22 protein-coding genes and 1 pseudogene are annotated in these 21,672 nt (G+C 29.2%); 8 read left to right on the top strand and 15 right to left on the bottom strand.

What is annotated here, in order from left to right; genetic code table 11:
* Position 1: 1 nt before the first annotated feature.
* The 11 genes from CRV02_RS10365 to CRV02_RS10315 all read right to left on the bottom strand — a co-directional run bounded on the left by CRV02_RS10365 (position 2) and on the right by CRV02_RS10315 (position 8,796).
* Positions 2-1,204, bottom strand: coding sequence for an APC family permease (locus CRV02_RS10365; protein WP_164968992.1), 1,203 nt, complete (start codon positions 1,202-1,204; stop codon positions 2-4).
* Complete coding sequence (locus CRV02_RS10360) at positions 1,194-2,093, bottom strand: DMT family transporter (protein WP_129090275.1); 900 nt, start codon at positions 2,091-2,093, stop codon at positions 1,194-1,196. Before CRV02_RS10360 ends, CRV02_RS10365 begins: the two co-directional genes overlap by 11 nt.
* Before the next feature lie 72 nt (positions 2,094-2,165).
* Positions 2,166-2,726: a hypothetical protein gene (locus CRV02_RS10355; RefSeq protein ID WP_129090274.1), complete on the bottom strand. Its 561-nt coding sequence runs from the start codon at positions 2,724-2,726 to the stop codon at positions 2,166-2,168.
* Complete coding sequence (locus CRV02_RS10350) at positions 2,723-3,904, bottom strand: M48 family metalloprotease (RefSeq protein WP_129090273.1); 1,182 nt, start codon at positions 3,902-3,904, stop codon at positions 2,723-2,725. The genes CRV02_RS10355 and CRV02_RS10350 overlap by 4 nt, the downstream gene beginning before the upstream one ends.
* Complete coding sequence (locus tag CRV02_RS10345) at positions 3,882-4,616, bottom strand: hypothetical protein (protein ID WP_129090272.1); 735 nt, start codon at positions 4,614-4,616, stop codon at positions 3,882-3,884. The genes CRV02_RS10350 and CRV02_RS10345 overlap by 23 nt, the downstream gene beginning before the upstream one ends.
* A gap of 117 nt (positions 4,617-4,733) precedes the next feature.
* Complete coding sequence (locus CRV02_RS10340) at positions 4,734-5,507, bottom strand: AraC family transcriptional regulator (protein WP_129090271.1); 774 nt, start codon at positions 5,505-5,507, stop codon at positions 4,734-4,736.
* Positions 5,508-5,552: 45 nt separating this feature from the next.
* Positions 5,553-6,125, bottom strand: a complete 573-nt coding sequence (locus CRV02_RS10335; protein WP_129090270.1) for an SCO family protein — start codon at positions 6,123-6,125, stop codon at positions 5,553-5,555.
* Positions 6,125-6,613: a hypothetical protein gene (locus CRV02_RS10330; protein ID WP_129090269.1), complete on the bottom strand. Its 489-nt coding sequence runs from the start codon at positions 6,611-6,613 to the stop codon at positions 6,125-6,127. The genes CRV02_RS10335 and CRV02_RS10330 overlap by 1 nt, the downstream gene beginning before the upstream one ends.
* A 4-nt stretch (positions 6,614-6,617) precedes the next feature.
* A complete protein-coding gene (locus CRV02_RS10325; protein ID WP_129090268.1) occupies positions 6,618-7,082 on the bottom strand; it encodes a copper chaperone PCu(A)C in 465 nt (154 codons plus the stop codon).
* A gap of 55 nt (positions 7,083-7,137) precedes the next feature.
* Positions 7,138-8,418 carry a Na+/H+ antiporter NhaA gene (nhaA, locus tag CRV02_RS10320; protein WP_129090267.1) on the bottom strand — a complete coding sequence of 427 codons (1,281 nt, stop codon included), beginning with the start codon at positions 8,416-8,418 and terminating at the stop codon, positions 7,138-7,140.
* Between the two features lie 3 nt (positions 8,419-8,421).
* Positions 8,422-8,796, bottom strand: a complete 375-nt coding sequence (locus CRV02_RS10315) for a Fur family transcriptional regulator (protein WP_129090266.1) — start codon at positions 8,794-8,796, stop codon at positions 8,422-8,424.
* Positions 8,797-8,936: 140 nt separating this feature from the next.
* Between CRV02_RS10315 and CRV02_RS10310 the strand changes: the two genes are divergently transcribed.
* The 3 genes from CRV02_RS10310 to CRV02_RS10300 all read left to right on the top strand — a co-directional run bounded on the left by CRV02_RS10310 (position 8,937) and on the right by CRV02_RS10300 (position 11,798).
* Positions 8,937-9,947, top strand: a complete 1,011-nt coding sequence (locus tag CRV02_RS10310) for a metal ABC transporter solute-binding protein, Zn/Mn family (RefSeq protein WP_129090265.1) — start codon at positions 8,937-8,939, stop codon at positions 9,945-9,947.
* Positions 9,922-11,394 (top strand): nickel/cobalt transporter, encoded by a 1,473-nt coding sequence (locus CRV02_RS10305; protein ID WP_129090264.1) that lies wholly within the window; start codon positions 9,922-9,924, stop codon positions 11,392-11,394. Before CRV02_RS10310 ends, CRV02_RS10305 begins: the two co-directional genes overlap by 26 nt.
* A 62-nt stretch (positions 11,395-11,456) precedes the next feature.
* Positions 11,457-11,798 (top strand): cupin, encoded by a 342-nt coding sequence (locus tag CRV02_RS10300; protein ID WP_129090263.1) that lies wholly within the window; start codon positions 11,457-11,459, stop codon positions 11,796-11,798.
* A gap of 1 nt (position 11,799) precedes the next feature.
* On the opposite strand, the gene CRV02_RS10295 is transcribed toward CRV02_RS10300, so the two are convergent.
* The 4 genes and pseudogenes from CRV02_RS10295 to CRV02_RS15035 form a co-directional block, all read right to left on the bottom strand.
* Positions 11,800-13,296 carry an aminotransferase class I/II-fold pyridoxal phosphate-dependent enzyme gene (locus CRV02_RS10295; RefSeq protein WP_129090262.1) on the bottom strand — a complete coding sequence of 499 codons (1,497 nt, stop codon included), beginning with the start codon at positions 13,294-13,296 and terminating at the stop codon, positions 11,800-11,802.
* A 2-nt stretch (positions 13,297-13,298) separates the two neighbouring features.
* Entirely contained in the window at positions 13,299-14,453 is a 1,155-nt protein-coding gene (locus CRV02_RS10290) for a PLP-dependent aspartate aminotransferase family protein (protein WP_129090261.1), read from the bottom strand.
* Between the two features lie 125 nt (positions 14,454-14,578).
* A pseudogene (locus CRV02_RS10285) lies at positions 14,579-14,797 on the bottom strand (thioredoxin family protein); the annotation flags it as partial.
* Positions 14,798-14,812: 15 nt separating this feature from the next.
* The gene (locus tag CRV02_RS15035) at positions 14,813-14,944 is read right to left on the bottom strand and encodes a hypothetical protein (protein ID WP_258239098.1); all 132 of its coding nucleotides are present in this window, start codon (positions 14,942-14,944) and stop codon (positions 14,813-14,815) included.
* Between the two features lie 115 nt (positions 14,945-15,059).
* On the opposite strand from CRV02_RS15035, the gene CRV02_RS10280 reads away from it, so the two are divergent.
* The 5 genes from CRV02_RS10280 to CRV02_RS10260 all read left to right on the top strand — a co-directional run bounded on the left by CRV02_RS10280 (position 15,060) and on the right by CRV02_RS10260 (position 21,664).
* Positions 15,060-16,514 carry a YdiU family protein gene (locus tag CRV02_RS10280; protein WP_129090259.1) on the top strand — a complete coding sequence of 485 codons (1,455 nt, stop codon included), beginning with the start codon at positions 15,060-15,062 and terminating at the stop codon, positions 16,512-16,514.
* Positions 16,515-16,696: 182 nt separating this feature from the next.
* A complete protein-coding gene (locus CRV02_RS10275) occupies positions 16,697-17,299 on the top strand; it encodes a TetR/AcrR family transcriptional regulator (protein WP_129090258.1) in 603 nt (200 codons plus the stop codon).
* Positions 17,296-17,526, top strand: a complete 231-nt coding sequence (locus tag CRV02_RS10270; protein WP_129085596.1) for a DUF2798 domain-containing protein — start codon at positions 17,296-17,298, stop codon at positions 17,524-17,526. The genes CRV02_RS10275 and CRV02_RS10270 overlap by 4 nt, the downstream gene beginning before the upstream one ends.
* Positions 17,526-18,521 (top strand): efflux RND transporter periplasmic adaptor subunit, encoded by a 996-nt coding sequence (locus CRV02_RS10265; RefSeq protein ID WP_129085597.1) that lies wholly within the window; start codon positions 17,526-17,528, stop codon positions 18,519-18,521. The genes CRV02_RS10270 and CRV02_RS10265 overlap by 1 nt, the downstream gene beginning before the upstream one ends.
* 11 nt (positions 18,522-18,532) lie before the next feature.
* Positions 18,533-21,664, top strand: a complete 3,132-nt coding sequence (locus CRV02_RS10260) for an efflux RND transporter permease subunit (protein WP_129090257.1) — start codon at positions 18,533-18,535, stop codon at positions 21,662-21,664.
* Positions 21,665-21,672 lie beyond the last annotated feature (8 nt).

Genomic DNA, 21,672 nt, shown 5'->3' with positions numbered 1-21,672 from the left:
ACTATTTTTTCAAAAATACAAGAATGAAAAGAATAAGTATTACTGATAAAATAATTATATTTGAAAAGATTAATATAGAGAAAAACACTATACTAAGGGCTATCGAAGCTGTTCTTAAAAAGCCTTTTTCAAAAAGAATTATTGCAGTAACTAATCCTATTAGAGCATTTGCAATAAAAAATGCATCAGAATACGCAACAAGTTCATCTAAAGTTATATAGTCTAAATAGACTAAAAATAAAGTGATAATGTATAATGATGACAATACATTCAAAGCTCCTACTGGAACATTATTACTTGAATGAGCTGAGGTATAAGAAGTTAGTTTTAGTGAAGCCACTAATCTTGAAACTGCTCCAACAAATAAAATTAAAGTACCAATACAAAGAATAACTGAAATAACAGCTAATATAAAACTTGAATATGTTCCAAATAGTGGTTCAATAAGCCAAACTAATTTAAACTCTTCATCTTTTGGAAACTCTCCAAGTGTAATTGCAAGAGTTAAAAAGATATATACTATAGAGATAATAGTCGCAGAAAAAATAATTGATTTTGTAAGTGTTTTCGTATCTTCAACTTCTTTAGAGTAATTTCCAATTACTTCCCATCCAACTATTGACCAAAATACAACTAATAAAGCATATCCAAACTTATTAAAACTAAGAGTTGGTAATGAAAAGGTATAGGTTTCTACATTTGCTAAAACAACAATACTTGATAATAAAAAAAGAACCGTAATAGTTGAACTAACTATTAACATTATCTTTCCTATAAAGTTAACCTTTGAACGTAAAAAGAGGTAAGTAATAATATAAATAAAGAAGGCTAGAAGCTCAATACTAATATTTGGAAAAAGATTTTGTATAAACTTTGCAGCAATAATTAATACAGCAACTGGACCAAAAAAAACTGCACAAATAAGATAAAAGGAAGTAAGTAGTTGATACTTTTTCCCCATGGCTTCTTTTGTAGCTAAACTTACTCCACCTTCTCCTGGAAAAAGAATTGCAAGTTTTCCAAAAATAAGTGCAAAGATAAATCCTAAAATAAGAATTGTTCCCCAAATAACAAGTGAAAAGGAACCAACCATATTGTAAATAAGAGGTGGCAGAAGGATTATTCCTGAACCCAAAATAGGACCAATGATTAGTCCAGATAGGGTAAAGGTATTTAATTTTTTAGTATTTAGATTAATGCTCAACTTTTTTCTTTTTATAAATTTTTATATTATTTAATATTTTCACTGCAATTATAGTCATAATTGTCCCAATAATAATTGAAATAGTGATATTTTCTTTTAAAAATATTGCACTAAGTGTAATTGCAGCAAAAGGAACTAAAAATATAAAACTACTAACATCCGCAGCTCCAAGTTTTTCTATTCCTAAAAAGAAAATAGTATTCGCAAAAGTTGAAGCAAAAATAGTGATTGCAAAAAGATTTATATAAAATACTGAATCAAATTTATCATAAGCAATGGTAGTGAAGTCCATAAAGAAAATAGCCATAAAACTACTTACAATATACATATAAAAAGTAAAAACAATTGGTGATATCTTTGTAGCTTTTGAACTAGTTATTGTAAGAAGTGGCCAAAGAATAGAAGCTAAGATAAAATATAAATTATGAATTACAAATACTTCATCAAGGTTTGCACTCCAAACATTTAACATAGTTAAAACTCCCAATGCCCCAAGAGCTAATGCAAAATAGTCTTTTTTGAATATCTTTTTACTTCCAAAAATTGCAAGGATTAAGAAAGTATTTATAGGAATAAGCGTTGTTACAAAAGCTCCACCTAAACTTGCAGTTCCTAGTTTAGTACCTAAATAAAAGTATTTCATATATGCAATAAGTATTGCAGAAGTTACAACGACTAAAATAAAGCTTTTTAAATCAATTTTAAAAGATTTTCTAAGTACTAGCATAATAGGAACCATAGTAACTGCTGTAATAATGTATCTAAAAAACATAACATCGTATTCGTTTATATAAGAGCTTAATACTTTTACATTTACCCACGAACCACCCCATCCAATCATGGCAAAAAACATTAGGATATAAAATATATTTTTATTTGAATCTGTCATTATATTATCTTTTTTGATTGGATTATACTATTTAGTCAAATTGTTGTCTAGAATAAAATTGCTAAGCTAGACTTATTTGTCTAGCTTGATTGTTTTTTTAAATTGTTGGTATAAATCTAAGTCTTTACCATAAAAGTGTAATAAAGGGGCAGAGTAAGAAAGTAGATATAGATTCTTATCAAAAATAAAATAAGATGAGTTTGTTTTTATTGTATTATTATCATTATCTTTAGTTTGATAGATAATTTGTACTGCTTCAGCTGTATCTAACTGTTCAGGATTATTTGATACTAAGTTGAATGAGTTCTTGTCATTTACTAGTCTTAATTCTTCTATAATTAATTCTGCTAATTGATGAGATAAAATATCTGAAGGAATATTTTTTTTAGTTTTTGAAAGACCTTTTTCTAAATCTAAAACATTTAAAGAAATTTTTTGTAATAAAACACCATCCTTAGTAATTGAATAATTCTTTTCTCCTTTTAATGCATACCAATTTTCTTCTTTTAATTCAAAAGAGACTTTATGTGCAGAAACTACTTTATCTTTTTTAACTTCTTGCCATGTTGCACAACCTGTAATAAATACAGATGTAACTAGAATTAATAATATACTTCTTATTATTTTTGTCATTGTTTTTTTCCTTTTTCACATTGGTTTATGTAGTATTGAATATAGTTTTTATCTTTAGCATTTTCATTTAAAGATAGGTATTTTTTAAAAGCATCTTTAGCTTCTTCTTTTTTATCTAATTGGAAATATAAATAGCCAATACCTCTATATGCTTTGTAGTAAGAAGTATCAATTTCTAATGCCTCATTATATTTTTGTAGTGTATTTTCAAAACTCTTATCTTTTGTTAATCTCATGTATTCAGCTTGAAAATAATTACTATGAGTAGAGCTCTCATATCTTTTATGAAGCTTTTTAATTAAGTAATTAGCCACTTCAAATTTTCTAAGTTTTAGATTTAATTCAATATCATCAATTAAAATATTTTTAGAATACGCTTGATATATTTTATCTTTTATTATTCCAGTTTTTCCTTGATAGTACTTTTCAATTAAAGATTTTGAACTTTCAATCCTCTCTTCGACTCTTGGGTGAGTAGAGAAAAAATATGGCTGACTAATTTTATTTAGCTTAATATTTTCTAGCATTAAGTTAAATAGTTTTGACGCTTCTTGGGGATCATATCCTGCTTGAACTATTTGCTGATATCCTTTTTCATCAGACTCTTTTTCATGTTGTTGAGAATAGCCATAAATTGATGATACCTGTATTAATGCCCCAATAATTCCACCATCAAAAGGAGAGGATAATACAGAAAAAAGTTGTCCAAAGGTTGCAATAGCCTTTGCATTAGCTTGTTGCTTTAATGAATGTTTATATAAAACATGGTTCATTTCATGAGCAATTAATAAAGCTAATTGTGCTTCATTTTCAATTAATGAAAGAAGACCGGTATGAATATAAATTTTTCCATTAGGAAGAGCAAAGGCATTAACAGATGGGTTTTTAATTACTTTTATATCAAAATTTATATTTGAATTTGAAATAAGCTTATCATCTTTTAATAGTCTTTGTAATATTTCATTGGGATATTTATTGTAGTTATCCTCTTTTTGAGTATTTTCATGTTCATCAATTTTTTTACTTAGTCTATCAACCTTTGCTAAAAGATTATTCTCATCTTTTGTAGCCTCAGGGTTACTCTTGTACATATTTGCATTTTTATATGAATTACAAGCAGTAAATGAGATTAAGACTAAAGCAATAAAAATTGATTTAGATATTATCTTGTAATTCATCTATTAAAGCCTTAGCAACAGTATCTGTCCCTTTCTTCTCTCTTAAATCAACTTCTCCTTTTGAGAAATAATAGTTATTCCATAAAACTTTTCCTGTTTGCCCATCAACTAATGTTGCGGTAGAGTAAGTAATTCCACCAAAGTCTCCTGAAGCAACTCCAAAGAAAAGCATTCCTACTACAGCTTTTGCAGTTTCAACTGCAACCTTTCCACTTGATTGAACTTTATCATAACCATTAATAAATAAGTATAAGTCTCCCTCTTTAGAAATATTAGAAAGAGAGTTTCCAATAGAATAATCAAAGTTTTTTACTTTTGCGTCAAATTTTAAATGTGAAGCATCTTTTGCATGCATTTGTATACTTGAAGAAACTCTTCCCATTAGATTATTTGTATTTTTTAATTTATCTAATTGGATTTGGTCTAAAGATGAATAGCTTAATTCCTTGTAGTTTAGAGTTTCTTGGTTCTCAATTTGATTTTTAAAACTTTGTTTCATATTTTCAATGGCAGTATCTGACCATTCAACAATTTCTTCTTGACCTGCTGTACCTATCTCATACATTTTTATTTTTGGAGTTACAACAATAATATTTTTATTGCTATATTCTTTTTTTAGGTTGGGAACCATAACTGATTTTTTTGCTGCACCACAACCACTTAGTACTAGGGTGACAACAACTAATAAAAGAGAAAAATATATTTTTTTCAAGTGCTTTCCTTTAATAATAAATTTAGTAATAATATATAAAGTTAAATAAATTATTACTAAAAAGTAAAAAGAATATTATATTTTTATAATTTTTATTAAAAAAGTCATAGTAGAAAATTATTTTTTTAAATATGAAGGTGAGTATCCAAAATATTTTTTAAAGTTTCTTCCAAAGTGAGATTGGTCATTAAATCCTACTTTAACACTTGCTTCACTTATAGATAAACCTTGTTTTATAAGAGTATTTGCTTGATTTAGTCTTTCATTTACTATAAAAGCATGGGGTGTTAAACCAAACTCATTTTTAAAAAGCCTTAGGAAATGATACTTACTTAGGTTTACATTGGAAGCGAGGGTATCAAGGGAAAAGTTTGTGTCTATTGAGTCTTTTATATATTCGTATGTATCTTTTACTATTTTTTTATCTTCAAATATTTTTTTATACTCTTTTGTATATAAAGTATTAGAAAGTATTAATTCAGATAAAGCATCAATAAGTAGTGTTTCTATTATCATTGAATTATTATCTTTAAAGTAAGCTGTAAAAAAGTTATGGAGTTTTATAAAAAGTGTTCGATTTTCAACTATATGTCTTTCAAATACTGGAATCTTTTTTTCATAAAATATCTGTTCATAGATATTTGAAACTAACTCAATAGTTGGATAAAAATTTACATGAGACCACTCTTGAGATGTACCACAATGAACTTCACCTGGGTTATTGATTCTAATTGAGTATTCATATGAGTTATAAGATTGATAGGCATTATATGATTTTAACACACCTTCATAAGTAAGACCTACTGTATATGTATCATGATAGTGTTTTGTAAAGCTATCATTTGAAGACTTTACATTCTCAAAAAGTATGTTTTCTAATAGTTTGCCCATATTACATTATAGCAAAACTATTAGAAATGTACTAGAATAATATTGCTATTTTAAAATAGCCTCTAAACTCTCTTTGATTTTACTTGGGTCTGAGAAGTGGTCAACTTTAGCACTAAACTTTCCATTTTTATCAAAAAGATATATATAAGAAGTATGAGAAACAGAATAACCCATGGCAGAGTCATCTAAATCTATTTTTTCATAATATGTTTCATATCTTTTTGTAATATCATCAATATTCTCTTTATTTGATGTTGCACCAATAAAGTTTGGATGAAAGTATTTTGCATACTCTTTTAAGTTTGCTAATTTGTCTCTGTCTGGGTCTACACTAATAAATAAACCTGTGAACTCTTTTGTTTTTTCTTCATCAAAAGATTTAAGTGCTTGAGATAGTGAGCTCAATGAAGTAGGGCAAACATCAGGGCAGTAAGTGTATCCAAAGTAGATAGCTAAAGCTTTTCCTTTAAAATCATTTTTTGATACTTCGCCATCTATTGTATTAACTGTGAAGTTATACTTTTGCTCTTCTTGATAATCATCTACAAAAGGTTTTAGTACAGAAATTAAAATTGCTGCAACTAAAAAAATTATACCTAGTTTTAAAAATATTTTCATTATATATCCGTTTTAAATTGAAATCTTGCACCAATATTTTCAGTGGCTTTTTCTATTTTTATATCTGCATTCCATTGCATGTTTCCAACTGGACAAGTAGGAAGTGTTCCTATAGCTTCATAGTTTCCATTTCCTAAGTTTTTAATTGGAAGGTTAAATTCACCCATAAACATATTTGTTGCATATATACTTAGAGTTAAGTTCTCTAGTTTTTTATTATTACTTTTAATAGTAAATTTAAGAGGTTTCATTAGTGGAATTGTTTTTGGTTCTACACTTAAAGTGAACTCTGTTCCATCTTGTATTTTTACAGTACAAGAAGTTTGATGTAAATCACACTGTTCGTTTTGAGTTATATATTTTACTTCACCCTTTAAAGATTGGTAAATCTTATTGAAGTCTAATGTAAAGTATCCTGCAACAATTAAAAGTACAACACCTAGTTGCAGCATTATACTTTTAAGATTGCTTTGTTTTTTATCAGCCATGAAACTAGTGTTTCATTCCATGATTCATTTTGTGTCCGTGGTGTTTCATTCCACCCATTACAGTTTTAACAGGAGCTGTGATAGTTTTTGTTTCTCCATTCGATAGTTCTAATGTTAACTCAACATTTTCACCCACTTTTAGAGGGTTATGTAATCCAATTAACATAATATGGAAACCACCTGGTTTTAAAACAGTTTCAGCTTTTGAAGCAACATCAATTTTTGGAACTTGATACATTTTCATAACACCATCTTTCATATCATGAGTATGTAATTCAACAACTTTTGATACTGTTGATGATGCTTTAACAATAGCAACATCTTTATCAGTAGTATTAACAACTGTCATAAATGCAGCAGAGTTTGGTAACCCTGGAGGTGTAGCTCTTACATAAGAGTCTTTTACTTCAATAGATGAAGCAAATAAGGTAGAACCAGCTACTAATAATCCAATTAGAGTTTTTTTCATTTTATGCCTTTTATAATTTTTGGGAATATTTTATATTACTTGTGTTAAAAAATTGTTAATTTCTTTTAACTCTAAGTAGTAAAATAACACCAATAACAGCAGCAACAAATGAAGCTGCAAATACACCAAGTTTAACTGCGGCAATTACTTCTTCACTAACAAAGGCTAAATGAGTAATAAAAATTGACATCGTAAACCCAATACCGGCAATAAATCCAACTGCTAAAATTTCACTCCAAGAAATAGTATCTGGTTTCTTAACAATTTTGAATTTGTGCGCTAAATAAGTGAACCCTAAAATACCAACTGGTTTACCAATAACAAGACCAATTACTACACCAAGAACGATTGCTAGGTTTGCATGAACCGTTGAAAAGTCAATTAAAACTCCTGCATTTGAGAATGCAAATAAAGGCATAATAAAAAATGCTGATAAGCCATGTAAGTTATGTTCTAATCTTACAAGTGGATTTTGAACTTTATCATATCCATAACCAATAGTCTCTAATGCATCAATTTGATGATGATTTAAAACAGGAACTTCATCCATGTTTTTTTCAAACTCATCTACTGATTGCCTTGTCTCATTAATAAACTCTTTTTCATCAATTTTAGAACTAATTGGAATAGCAAAAGCTAATAAAACACCAGCAATAGTTGCGTGAATACCAATTGCATGAATATAAACCCAAAGAGCAATACCTAATAAAAGATAAGGTAAAAGATTAGTTACACCTCTTTTATTTAAAAGCCAGATAAGCGCATAAATAATACCTGCATGGATGAAGTATTGTGATTGAATATCACTTGTGTAAACAGTTGCAACAACTAAAACAGCACCTAAATCATCAACTACTGCTAAGGCAACTAAAAACAGTTTTAATGCGGGGTTAACTCTTTTTCCTAAAAGCATTAAAATACCAAGAGCAAAAGCAATATCTGTTGCCATTGGAACACCAAATCCTAAAGGATTACTAGGGTTTAAAGCTACATATATTAGTGCTGGGATTACCATACCACCAACTGCAGCTATTAATGGAAAAGAAGCTTTATTTATTGTTGAAAGTTCTCCAATTAACATCTCTCTTTTTATTTCCAAACCAACCATTAAAAAGAATAATGCCATCAGGGCATCATCAATCCAATAAGTCAGTGTCATAGAGACTTCTATGTCACCAATATTTATTCCAAGAGGTAAGTGCCATAAGTCATAATATGCTTGTCCAAGACTTGAATTAGCAACAAGTACAGCAGCAACAGTTGCAACAAACAATAAGATTCCACTTAGGGCTTCTTTATTGATAAACCTTTCTAAAGTAATCAATGGTTGAATCATATGTTAATTTCCTTTTTGTAAACAATTTGGGCAAATGCCCTTTATAACAATATTATCTATTTTATACCCTGTTAGATTAAACGTAGGGTTTTCATGGATACACTCGATTTTTGAACAAGCTGTGCAAATAAAGTGAGAATGCTCACTTTTTTGAAATTCAAAATATCTTTTTCGATCATTTGATTCAAATGAAGTAATAATATTTTGTTCTTCAAAAATAGAAATATTTCTATAAAATGTAGCTTTGTCCATTTTTAGTTCATCTTTTATGTCCTCATAGCATAAAGGATGCTTTGTATTAATAAGTATCTCTAAGATTGCTCTTCTAGCAGTTGTTAGTTTTACATTAGATTCGTTAGCTATTTTTTCTATGTTCATATTTGGATTATATCTTATTAATTTTAAATTTTCTATACTAAGAAAGATAAAGAATACAACTAAGTTGCATAAAAGTTTTTATATACTAATATTTCAAGTAAATGCAACTGGGTTGCAAAATAATATCATAAAGGTAATATATGAAAAATATTCTTATAACTTTTTTTGCATTTACTGCAATTTTATTTTCTAAAGAAGTTACTGTAAGTATACTCCCTCAGAAGTTTTTTGTTGAAAAAATAGCTGGCGATAAAATAAATGTAAATGTTATGGTTAAACCAGGAGCTTCTCCTGCAACTTATGAACCAAAAGTATCTCAAATGAAAAAACTGGCAAACTCTGAAATCTATTTTGCGATCGGTGTTCCCTTTGAGAATGCTTGGTTAAAAAAGTTTGAAAATGCAAATAAAGATATGAAAATAGTCGATACTTCAGAAGGTATCAAAAAAATAGAAATGGTAGCACACGCTCACCATGACCATGAAGAACATTTAAAGAAGCATAAAGAAGATGGACATACTCATCATGATCATGAAGATGAACACGCTCACCATGACCATGATGGACCAGAGCATAACCATGCACATCACGACCACGAAGATGAACATAAAGGTCACGATGAGCACAAAGAAGAGAAAGCAGATGAGCATGGACATGAACATACTGGACTTGACCCTCATATTTGGTTAGAACCAACATTAGTTAAAAATCAAGCAAAACTTATTTACAGAGAACTAGTTAAGATTGACCCAGAGAACAAAGAGTTTTATAAAAAGAATTTACAAACATTTTTAATAGAGTTAGAGTCTTTAGATGCCCAATTAAAATCTATTTTAAAAAAGTATGAACATAAAGCTTTTATGGTATTTCATCCATCATGGGGTTATTTTGCTAAAAAATATCACTTAGAGCAAATTGCTATTGAAATTGAAGGAAAAGAGCCAAAACCTTCTCAATTAGTTGAGTTAATTGAAGAAGCAAAAAAACATGATATTAAAGTTGTATTTGTAGCTCCACAATTTTCAAAAAAAGGTGCTAAAACAATCTCAGGTACTATCAAATCAAATGTTGTTGTAATAGACCCTTTGGCTAAAAATTGGGATAAAAATCTACTAAAAGTAGCAAATGAAATTGCAAACTCTTATAAGTAAAATATTTCTATTTTTATTTATTTCAAGTAGTGCACTTTATGGGTGCGCTATTTGTACTGTCTACTCTCCTGAAACAAAATTCTATATTGAAGTTGATGCTTCACCTAAAAAAATAAATACTGCAAAAGTTACTTGGGTTTTAACAAAAGATTTTACTGACTCTTTAAAAGAGGTTTATGATAAAAATGCCAATAATTTCTTTGATAAAGATGAGTTGGAACTTATAGGGGAAGCTATTTATGAATATGTTATTCCAAGAGATTATCTTGTACAGCTTTCTTATTCTAAGACTTTAGATAAAAATAGTTTTCTACCTATTAATGTATCAGAAAAAAAAGTTTATATTAAGAACTCTATTTTACATTTTGATTATACAATTGATTTAAATTTTGAAGTAAAAAATGAACATGCTTTATATTTTAGAGTAAGTGATGATGAAAACTATTTTATATTAGTACATTTTGATAAGTTATCTAAAATCAATAAAATAGAAGATGTTAAAACAACAAAAGTATTTACAAGAGAAGAGTTGATTTTTAACTTTACCCTTGAAGGTGCACTTGCTCAAAATTCTGAAAAACAAAATAATATTGAACAAATAGAGCAAACAAACGAAAAAGTTGAAGAGCAAACTTTATATGAAGAACAAAATAAAAAAGAAGAGAAGGAATCTCTTTTAAAAGATTTTGTTAAAAAAGTTAAATATTACCTTGTAAGAATTGAAAATGGTGATAATTTAGCTTTACTTATGCTTTTAGTTGTATCCTTTGTTTATGGGGTTATTCATGCTTTAGGACCTGGACATGGAAAGTCTTTAGCCTTTTCATATTTTATGGCAAATAAAAGCTCATATACAAAAGCTTTTGCAATCTCACAGGCTAGCGCTTTTATTCATATTGTTGGAGCTTTGATTTTAGTTATTGTTTCTATCTTTGTTTTACAGTCAGTTTTAAATAACTTTGTAAATGACTCTGTTGAAATTTTGACAAAGTTTTCTGCTGTACTTATTATGGCTTTAGCTATTTATATTCTATATAGAAAGCTTAAAAATAAAGGTTGTTCTTGTAGCTCTTGTTGTTCAACACCTGTTAAAACATCACAAAGTCTTTGGAGTACAAGTAAGCCAAAAACAACAAATAGTTTAAAGCCAAACTTTATGAAGCAAGATTTATATTTTGTTATAACTTCAGGAATAATTCCTTGTCCTGGTACTGTTGTATTATTTATTTATGCTTTTGTTTTAGAGACTTATTTTGCAGTTATTTTAGCTTCTATTGCTATTAGTTTTGGAATGGGTCTTGTGATTTTTGCAAGTTCATTTTTAGGTGTTAGTGTTAAAAACCTAAGTGAAAAATCTCATAAAATAACTTATGCCTTAGAAATAATTGCACCAATAGTAATGTTTATCTTAGGAATCTTTCTATTTTTAAACGCTCAGATTTTTTAATTGATTGAAATCAACAGCTAAGCTTTTGTATTTGATTATACTTCCAATAAAAAGGTTTTCAAATGCAAAAGTTTAATATTTATGACAAAATAGAATATAGCGAAGAAAAAGTTTTAATAACGCCTATGTTTGATGATGAAAATAGAAAAGAGATAAGAATAGTATTTACAAAAAATCAAATAATGAAAGACCACAAAACAAAGTTTCCAATTACAGTTGAAATAGTTGAAGGTTCTATTGATTTTGGTGTAAAGGAAGAGATTTTTTCTTTAGTAAAAGGTGATATTGTTGCTTTAGATGGTGATGTTATGCATAATCTAAAAGCAAATGAAAACTCAGTTGTAAGACTAAGTTTATCTAAAAATGATACTACAAATAGAGTTCAAGGAGTACTTAAACTCTAAGTTATTCTTCTAGTTTTTTGAACTCATTGATTATCTCTTCAATGGGTTCAACCCCAACTGAGATTCGAATTAAATCTATTGGTAGTTTTACATCTTCTAAATGTTTTCTTCCCTCTTTTGTAAGTATTAAATCATAGTGTGCTAAATAAGTATAAGGCATAAGAAGTGTAAACTCTGTACCTAGACTAGGTCCCTTTGCAAAATTCAGTTTATTATAGGTTTGTGTTAAAGGTTTTGTAAACTCAATAGATATAACTCCACAATATGAGTTGTCATCAATAATAGTTTGAGAATAAAGCTCTTTATTTTCTTCATCCATACAGTGATAGACTTTTTTTATTAGTTTAGAGTTTTCAAGATATGAAATAAGCTTTTTAGTATTTGTTGAAATAGTTTTAACTCTTTTTTCATAAGCTTTTATTTCATAAGCTAATCTTTGAAGCTCTTTAATATATACAGGTTCACAGTGTTTAAAAAACTCCCAATTCATATTAGATAAAGGGTGTTTATTATTTAAAATAATTGCTCCCATTAAAACATCTGCATTTCCACAGGCAAACTTTGTAAGTGATTCTACAAAGATATCTGCATAGTCTGTTAAATCAAGGTTGAAAGGCGTGGCAAATGTCGTATCTATAATCAAAGGAATATTATATTTATCACAAAGTTTTCTAAGCTTTTTTATATCAAGGCATTTTAATAAAGGATTTGTTGGAAGTTCTGTGATAATAGCACTTACTTTAAGTCCTTCTTCTTTTAAATACTCTTCAAGTAAATCAAGTCTATCAAGGTGTGGAAAACTTTTTGATTCTTGATAATGATGGTTCACAATATTCATAGTATCTAAATAAAGCCAGCCTAGTTGAACTAAGACTGTTCTTCCATTTCTTGCTTGTATTGAGTTTATACCTCTAACAACTGAGTAAATAGCATTCATACCTGAAGGAGCTAAGTGTACATTTTCTTCTGGTTGTTTATAAGCATTTGTTAAAGTAGATATGATTATATCTTTTGCATCATTTTTGTTTTCTAGTTCTTCTTTATGAAGCTCTTTTAGTAAACCTTTTTCAAAAAGGTAAAGCTCTGCTAGTCTTGAAGAAAGATTACAACCAACATGTTGAATATAACTTAAAACCCTTTGCAGTTGTGATGTTCCATTTTGAACTAAAATCACACCAAAAGGCTCATCTATTTCTATTTTATTATGAATATAGTATTTATCACTTACAAGTTTAACTGCTTTTTGAGAACTTAAAAGTACCACTTCATAGGTATCATTTACTCTATACTTCTTTTTTATATAAAGTGCTAACTTTTTTAAATATGGGTGAAGCATAAATCTTGGATAACCACTTTTTATCACTTCTAAAATTTCAGGTGTCTGTTCCTCATAATCAATCACATCTTGAATATTTGGCATAGAAACAGATACTGCATGGATATTGTTTACAGGAAGTGTTTGCCCACAAGGAATGTGATTGAAATAGTTTTCACTCATTATTATTTTACTGCCTGCTTTATATCTTCAATTAAATCATCAATATTCTCTAAACCAATAGAGAATCTAACTGTTCCTTCTGCTATTCCAATTGCTTCTAACTCTTCTTTAGAGAATGATGCATGAGAAATCTTTGCAGGAATTTCAATTCTTGAATCAGGACTTCCAAATGAACACTTTTCTCCAAAGATTTTAGTGTTTTCAATAAACTTCTCTGCTAACTCTAAGCTTTCAAAATCAGCACAGAATACACCAGGAATATACTCCATTTGTTTTTGAGCTAAGTCATATTGAGGGTGAGACTCTAATGCAGGGTGAGTTACTTTAGTGATATAGTCTTGTTCTTCTAGGAATTGTGCTATTTTTATTGATAAGTTTTGGTGTTCTCTCATTCTAACTTTAAGTGTTGGAATACCTAAAGTGATAAGATATACATCCATTGGATTTTGACTTCTTCCACCTGCATTTGCATAGTAATGAATTTGCTCTGCTAAGTCTTGAGTTTTAGCAACAATTGCACCAGCAACTACAGCTCCATGTCCAGAGATATACTTAGTTGTAGAAAATAGTGAGAAATCAGCTCCTAAATCTAGTGGTTTTTGAGAAATAAATGTTGCAAGAGAGTTATCTACTGCAAAAAGCGAATGGTATTTATGAGATAGTTTAGCTACTTCTTCTAAATCAATGATTTTTAACCCTGGGTTTGTAGGACTTTCACAAAGAACTAAATCAATAGGATTGTTCTTTAAAATCTCTTCCATCTCATCAAATTTAGTAAAGTCAGCAAAGTGTACAGTTACATTGTATTTTTCTTTAAATACTTTTAATAATCTAAATGTTCCACCATAACAATCTGCTTCAACTAGAATTTGAGAATTTGCTTTTAAAACTGTTTCAAATAAAAGTGCAACTGAAGCGATACCAGTATGTGTACAAACACAACCAGCTCCACCTTCTACTTGCGTAAATAGGTTTTCAAGCATTTCTCTTGTTGGGTTATCACTTCTTGTATAGTCATAAATCTTATCTCCATCTTGCTTTTTTAAATCAAAAGTTCCCGTATTATAAATAGGAAAGTGTGAAGCACCTGCTACATCTTCAAATGGAGCAAATTTAGCTATATGGCTTAATGAGGTTTCAACATGCAAATCTTTCATAATAGTCCTAGTTTTTTCGTGGATTATAGCTAAAATTTTCTAAGAGTAAATGAATAGTATAGGGTGGTTTAAATTTAGATATAAGATGTTCTTATATTAAAGAAGTGGCATTTCAGTAAGTAAAGCTACTTACTGAAATACTCTTTTTCATATGCTTTAAGTTGTTCAACACTTTTAATTCCGTATTCAAGAATTAAAAGTTTGCCATCTTTTAAGTATGCAAGTGCAGGAACTCCGAGTAAATCAAAGTGTTTTGCTATATTCATCTCTTTTCCTACATTTACTTTATAGATAGTTACATCTTCTTGCTTGTTTTTACTATACTCTTTTATGTTCCGACCTAGAACCTTACAAGCAGGTCAATATACACTATAAAAATCTATAATTACATTTTTATTTTCTAGTTTTTCTTCAAAATCTATCTCTGAAAGTTCTTCAAAAGCGAATAGTGAAGAAAAGCTAAATAAAAATAGAAATAAAAGTTTTTTCATCTTTTCTCCTTTTAATTTATTTTATAATGTAGCTTAAATTTGTAAAGTATTTGTTTAGTTAAATCAGATAAAAAATATCTTATTTTATAATTCCCAAAATATTAAAGAGGTATTAATGAAACTAGATGAACTAAAAGTAGAGTGTGATTATTTTGATTTTGATGAAAAGTTTTACCAAAAGGTTGAACCACAAGCCCTTTATGATGCTCACTTAATTAGTTATTCTAAACAAGCATGTGATTTAATATCTCTAGATTATAGTGAGTGTGAAACACAAGAGTTTGTAGACTTTATAAATGGAAAGAAAACTTTAAAAGGCTCAATTCCTTATTCTCAAGCTTATTCTGGACATCAGTTTGGATATTATGTTCCCCAATTAGGTGATGGAAGAGCTATAAATTTTGGAAGTGTAAATGGTTGGCATTTACAAACAAAAGGAGCAGGGCTTACAAGATATTCAAGACAAGGTGATGGAAGGGCTGTTTTACGTTCTAGTATTAGAGAATATATTATGAGTGAAGCTATGTATGCTTTAGGAATACCTACAACAAGAGCACTAGCAATTATTGGTTCAAATCATCCTGTTCATAGGTCTTATGAGGAAGAAGAAACAGCAGCAATAGTTTTAAGAATGTCTCCTTCTTGGATACGAATAGGAACATTTGAGTATTTTGCAAAACAAAAAGATACGAAAGATTTAAAACAGTTACTTGATTATGTAATTGATAATAGTTATTCTCATCTAAAAAACTTAGACTATAGCTATGAAAGATTTTATTTTGAGCTTGTAGATAAAACTGCAAAACTAATGTCTCAGTGGATGGCATATGGATTTATGCATGGAGTTATGAATACAGATAATATGTCAGTAGCGGGACTTACAATTGATTATGGTCCGTATGCTTTTATGGATAACTTCGAGATGATGTGTATTTGCAATCATACGGATGTAGAAGGAAGATACTCTTATAATAATCAGCCACATATCGCAAAGTGGAATTTAGAAGTTTTAGCTTATGCTTTAAAAGATGTTTGCGACGTAAATAAACTAATAGAGTATTTACAAACTTTTATGTCAGCAAATCAAAAACACTACTTAGAGTTTATGAACAAAAGATTAGGTTTAGATGATAATTTAAGTGGTGATTCAAATTTAAATTTAGTAGTTTCATTATTAGAAGCTTTAGAAGTATCAAAGTGTGATTATAACTGCTTCTTCTGGGAGCTTACAAATATAAATTCACTTGAAGACTTTTCAAATGTTTTAGATATAGTTCCTATTAGACAACCTTTAGAAGAGTGGTTTGAAAAGTATAAAGATACTTGTAAAAAACAAAATCAAGATTTTGAGTCTATGAAAAAATTAATGAAAAAAACAAATCCTAAATATGTAATCAAAAACTATATGCTTCAAGAGTCTATTGAAAAAGCAAAAGAGGGTGATTTTTCTTTAGTAAATGATTTATTAAAAATTGCCCAAAGACCATTTAATAAGCATAAAGAGTTTGAAAGATACTCTAAACCAACTCCTCAAGAATATGCAAATCTACAGCTTTCTTGTTCTTCTTAATTATACCACTTTTTAGACATTTTTTTATAATAAAATAAAGACTAAACTTAAAAACTGACCAGTGGTCAGTTTTTAAAAGTAATTTAAGTTCTATTTCTTTATAATTTCTTTCGAGTATTTGACCGACGGTCAGTCAAGAAGTTAAATTTTTGATTACTTTTTATCTGGAAGGAGATAAAGATTTGAGTCCTAGAAAAATAAATAAAGAAGAAAAAAGAAGAGAAATCGCACTTTCTTGTTCTGATTTAATCCATGAAGTAGGCATGAAAAAACTTACAGTAGCTGAGGTTGCAAGAACTGCAGGTATTGGTAAGGGAACTATTTATGAATATTTTGAAAACAAAGATGACATTATTTTTGAAATTATAAACATGCATATTGAACAGCATCATCAAGAGTTTACTAAAGAAGTTGCAAAGTTAAATACTATTGAAGAGAAATTAGAACTATTTTTTGATTTTGTATTAAATGATTCAGAAGAGAATATGAAACATTTCAATGGCTATAAAGAGTTTTTATCAATTGTTTTAGCAGAAGAGAATCTACCAATGAAAGAGTTTAATTGTGAGAAAAATGAATATTTTGGTGGAGAGCTTATTAAAATTTTAGAAGAGTCTATAAATAATGGTGAGATAAAAGAGGAAGCTCTTAATTTATCAGATGGAATTTTAACTTACCACAAAGGACTTGCCCTAAGAAAAATGAGTCAAGCTAATTTTGATGTTAGAGCAGATTATGAAAGGTTTATTGGAACAATATTGCAGTTAATTGAGATTAAAAAATGATAGACCCAAAATATAGAAGACTAACTTTTGCTTTTTTCATGTCTTTGTTTATGAGTTTTATTATGAGTATGGTGATCACATTCATTAATCTAGGATTTATTGATGGATTTATATTAAAGTGGATGGAAGCATTTGTAAAAGCGTTTGTATGTGCTTTCCCAATCGTATTTTTTGTAGCACCTATGGTACAAAAGATTACAAACAAGTTAATTAAAGAGGAAAAATAATGATAAAAAAATTGTTAAGTATAACTATTTTTTCTGCTTCACTTTTTGCAATGGGAGGTCCTTCATTAGTAGAGACTTCAAAGGTTGTAAAATCAGAGGTTAACCCGTTACAAGAGTTTGTTGGAACAATTAAGTTTGATAAAAAATCAGTATTAGCAGCACAAAATTCTGGTGTTGTAAAAGCAATTAATTTTGAAATTGGAGATAAAGTTAAGAAAAACAAAACTTTAGTTCAAATTGATGCTGATATTTTAAATGCACAAATTCAATCAGCAAAGGCAACTGCAACAAGTACTAAAAGAGATTATGAAAGATATACAAAACTACTTGAAAATAAATCTATTTCTCAAAAAGAGTTTGATGATATTAAAGTAAAGTATATTGCAGCAAAAAGTACTTTACAAGAGTTACAAATACAAGCAGTTAAGAAAAGAATCAAAGCTCCTTATAATGCTGTAGTTGTAGAAAGACATGTTGATTTAGGTGAGTGGGTAAATGCTGGAAGTCCTGCTGTAACAGTTGTGGATACATCAAAAGTAGAGATTACTTTTAATATTCCTTTATCAGTTATAAATGGATTAAAGAAAAATGATATCTATGATGTAACAGTTGCAAATAATAGTTTCAAAGCAAAATTAATAGCAGCAATTCCAGCTGGAGATAAACTAACAAGAACTTTCCCTGTTAAATTTAAGGCTGATATTAAAGATGGTTTTGTTTTTGATGGACAAGAAGCAAAAGTAAGCCTTTCAAAAAATGGAAAAACAGAAGCTTTAGTTGTACCAAGAGATGCAGTTATTAAAAGATTTGGACAGAACGTTGTATTTACAATTACAGATAAGATGACTGCTCAAATGATGCCTGTACAAATTATAGGATATCTTGGAGATAAAATAGCAATTTCAGCACAAGGCTTAAGTGAAGGTATGGATGTAGTTAGCAAAGGAAATGAAAGAGTATTCCCTAACTCACCAGTAAAAGTATTAAATAAATAATAAGGTAAATAATGGATTTAATTAGGTTTTCAATAAAAAACCCCGTTACAATAATAGTTTCAGTACTTATTGTTGTTCTTTTTGGTTTTTTATCATTATCAAAACTTCCTTATCAATTAACTCCAACTGTTACTAAGCCAGAGATTAAAATCACAACAGTATGGCCTGGTGCAACTCCCTATGAAATTGAGAGAGAGATAATTGAAGAACAAGAAGATACTTTAAAAAGTTTAAATAACTTAATTGAGTACGAATCTAGTTCAAAAGATGATTATGGTGAAGTTACTTTAACTTTTAAATTAGGAACAGATTTAAGAGCTGCATTACAAGATGTATCAAATAAATTAAATGAAGTAAGCTCTTATCCAAACAATGTAGAAGAACCAGTAATTGAAACAGCAACAGCTAGTCCAGTTATTTGGATGATGCTTCAAACATTAGATAATAACCCAAGACATGTTGATGAATATAAAACATTCTTTGAAGATGAAATAAAACCTGCAATTAGAAGAGTGGAGGGTGTTTCTGGAACTATGGGTGGTGGTGGAAGAGAACAAGAGATGCAAATTGAGTTTGATGTTAACAAACTTGCATCTTATGGTCTTACTATCTCTCAGGTTATAAATATTTTACAAAATGAAAATGTGGATGTTTCTGCAGGACTTCAAAATTTAGAAAGACGTTCTTATAGAATTAGAACAGTTCATAAGTTTAAATCAATAAAAGATATTGAAGAAGTTATTCTTATCTCAAATAGAGAACAAAGAGTTAGAGTAAAAGATATTGCAAAGGTGAACTTTGGATATGAAACTCCAAGTACAGTTGCAATGTTCCTAGGAAAAGATGGTATTTTCTTAGGTGTTCAGCCAAGTTCTGAAGTAAATGTTGTAAAACTTACAAATGATGTTGAAAAAGTAGTAAATGATTTAAATGCAGGAATTTTAAAAGAACAAGGTTTAAAAATTCACTGGATTTATGATGAGAGACCATATATTGTTGGTTCGGTTGATTTAGTTCAAAAGAATATTATCATTGGTGGTATCTTAGCCGTTATTATTTTAATAATCTTCTTAAGAAGTTTATCTCCAACAGCTGTTGTATCAGTTGCTATTCCAATTTCTATTATTGGTACATTTATTATTCTATCAGTTATGGGAAGAAGTTTAAATACTATTTCATTAGCAGGTATCTCCTTTGCCGTTGGTATGTTAGTTGATGCCGCCATTGTTGTATTAGAAAATATTGATAGACATAGAAAAGCAGGGGAGTCTATATCTGAAGCTGCTTATAAAGGTGCAAGTGAAGTTTGGGGAGCATTGATTGCTTCAGCATTAACTACTATTGCTGTATTCTTACCAATTATTTTCTTAGAAGATGAAGCGGGACAACTATTTAAAGATATTGCAATTGCTGTAACATCAGCAGTAACATTCTCATTATTTGTTTCAATTGCGGTTATTCCAATGCTTTGGAAAAAGTTTGCATCTTTCTCTAAAAAAGAACCAAAAGATGCAGGAAAGATAGCTCAATTTGGACATAAGGCAGTTGAGTTTATCATGTCTATTGTAAAGCTGTCACTTAAAGATGTAAAATCAAAAGTGATTACAATTTTATCATTGGCTATTTTATCTGTAGGTATTATTTATACACTATTTCCTAAACTTGATTATTTACCTCAAGGAAATAAGAACTTGATTTTTAATATCTTAATTGCTCCTCCTGGATTATCTTACGAAGAAAGATATGAAATGGGTGCATATTTAATGAAAGGTATTGAACCTCATGTAAATAAAGATGTTGGAGATATTCCTGGGTTAAATAGAGCCTTCTTTGTTTCATTTGGAGACTTTAACTTATTTGGTGGAACTTCTGTTCATGAAGATAGAGCAAGAGATTTAATTCCAATGTTTGCTCCTCTTGTAAACTCTATGCCATCAGTATTTGGTGTATCAATTCAATCAGGTGTTTTTGAAGATGGAATTGGTGAAGGAAATGTTGTAAACATTGATATTTCTGGTGAAAAGATTGAAGATATCGCAAATGTAGGTTCTCAACTATTTGGTGCAACAATGCAATCAGTACAAGGTGCACAAGTTAGACCTGTACCATCTGTTGAGCTTCTTTATCCAGAAGTAAGACTTAGACCAAATCAAGATGCTTTAAGAGCATTAGGACTTAGTTCAAGAGATTTAGGTGTAACAGTTGATGTTTTAATGGATGGAAGAAAAATTGGTGACTTTGAGCAAGAGGGTAAAAAGAAAATTGATTTAGTATTAAAAGCCAATGAGAGCCAAATAAGTTCTCCTGAGGATATTTTGGCTTCACAAATTGCTTTACCAAATGCTTCTTTAGTGCCTGTTTCGTCTTTAGCAACAACTGAGTTTACAACTGGTATTTCTGAGATTAGACACTTAGATGGAAAAAGAACAATTACTCTTCAAGTTACTCCTCCACAAGGAATGACTATAGAAGAGACAATGAAAATTATTGGTGGTATGCTTGAAGGAATGAAAGCAAAAGGAATGATTCCTCCTACAGTAGAAGTTGGTATGTCGGGAACAGCTGATAAACTTACAGAGACAATAGGTTTACTTCTTGGAAACTTTATTTTAGCTCTTGTTATTGTTTATTTACTTATGGCTTCACTATTTGGAAACTTCTTGTATCCAATAGTTATTATGTTTACAGTTCCTTTAGCAACAGCGGGTGGATTTATTGGACTTGCATTAACAAATACCTTTATTGCTCCACAGACTTTGGATATTTTAACTATGCTTGGGTTTATTATTTTAGTTGGTATTGTTGTAAACAATGCAATTTTAATAGTTCATCAAAGTTTAAATTATATTAGAAACAAAGGAATGGAACATAAGCAAGCAGTAATTGCAGCAACAAAAACAAGGGTAAGACCTATTTATATGTCATCTATGACATCTGTTTTTGGTATGTTACCATTGGTTTTAATTCCAGGACCAGGAAGTGAATTCTATAGAGGATTAGGTTCTGTAATTACAGGTGGATTAGCATTCTCAACTATCTTTACTATTTTTGTAACTCCTGCACTTTTAATGTTCTTCATTAAATTAGAGCAAAGAGTTAAAAGTAAAGATAGTAAAGAACCAGTTGACGTAAGTAAAGCATAAGGAGTAGT

The organism is Arcobacter sp. CECT 8989 (assembly GCF_004116715.1).
GTDB lineage: Bacteria > Campylobacterota > Campylobacteria > Campylobacterales > Arcobacteraceae > Halarcobacter.
Note: the sequence above shows the minus strand (reverse complement) of the source record. Positions and strands in the feature narration are given on the sequence as shown.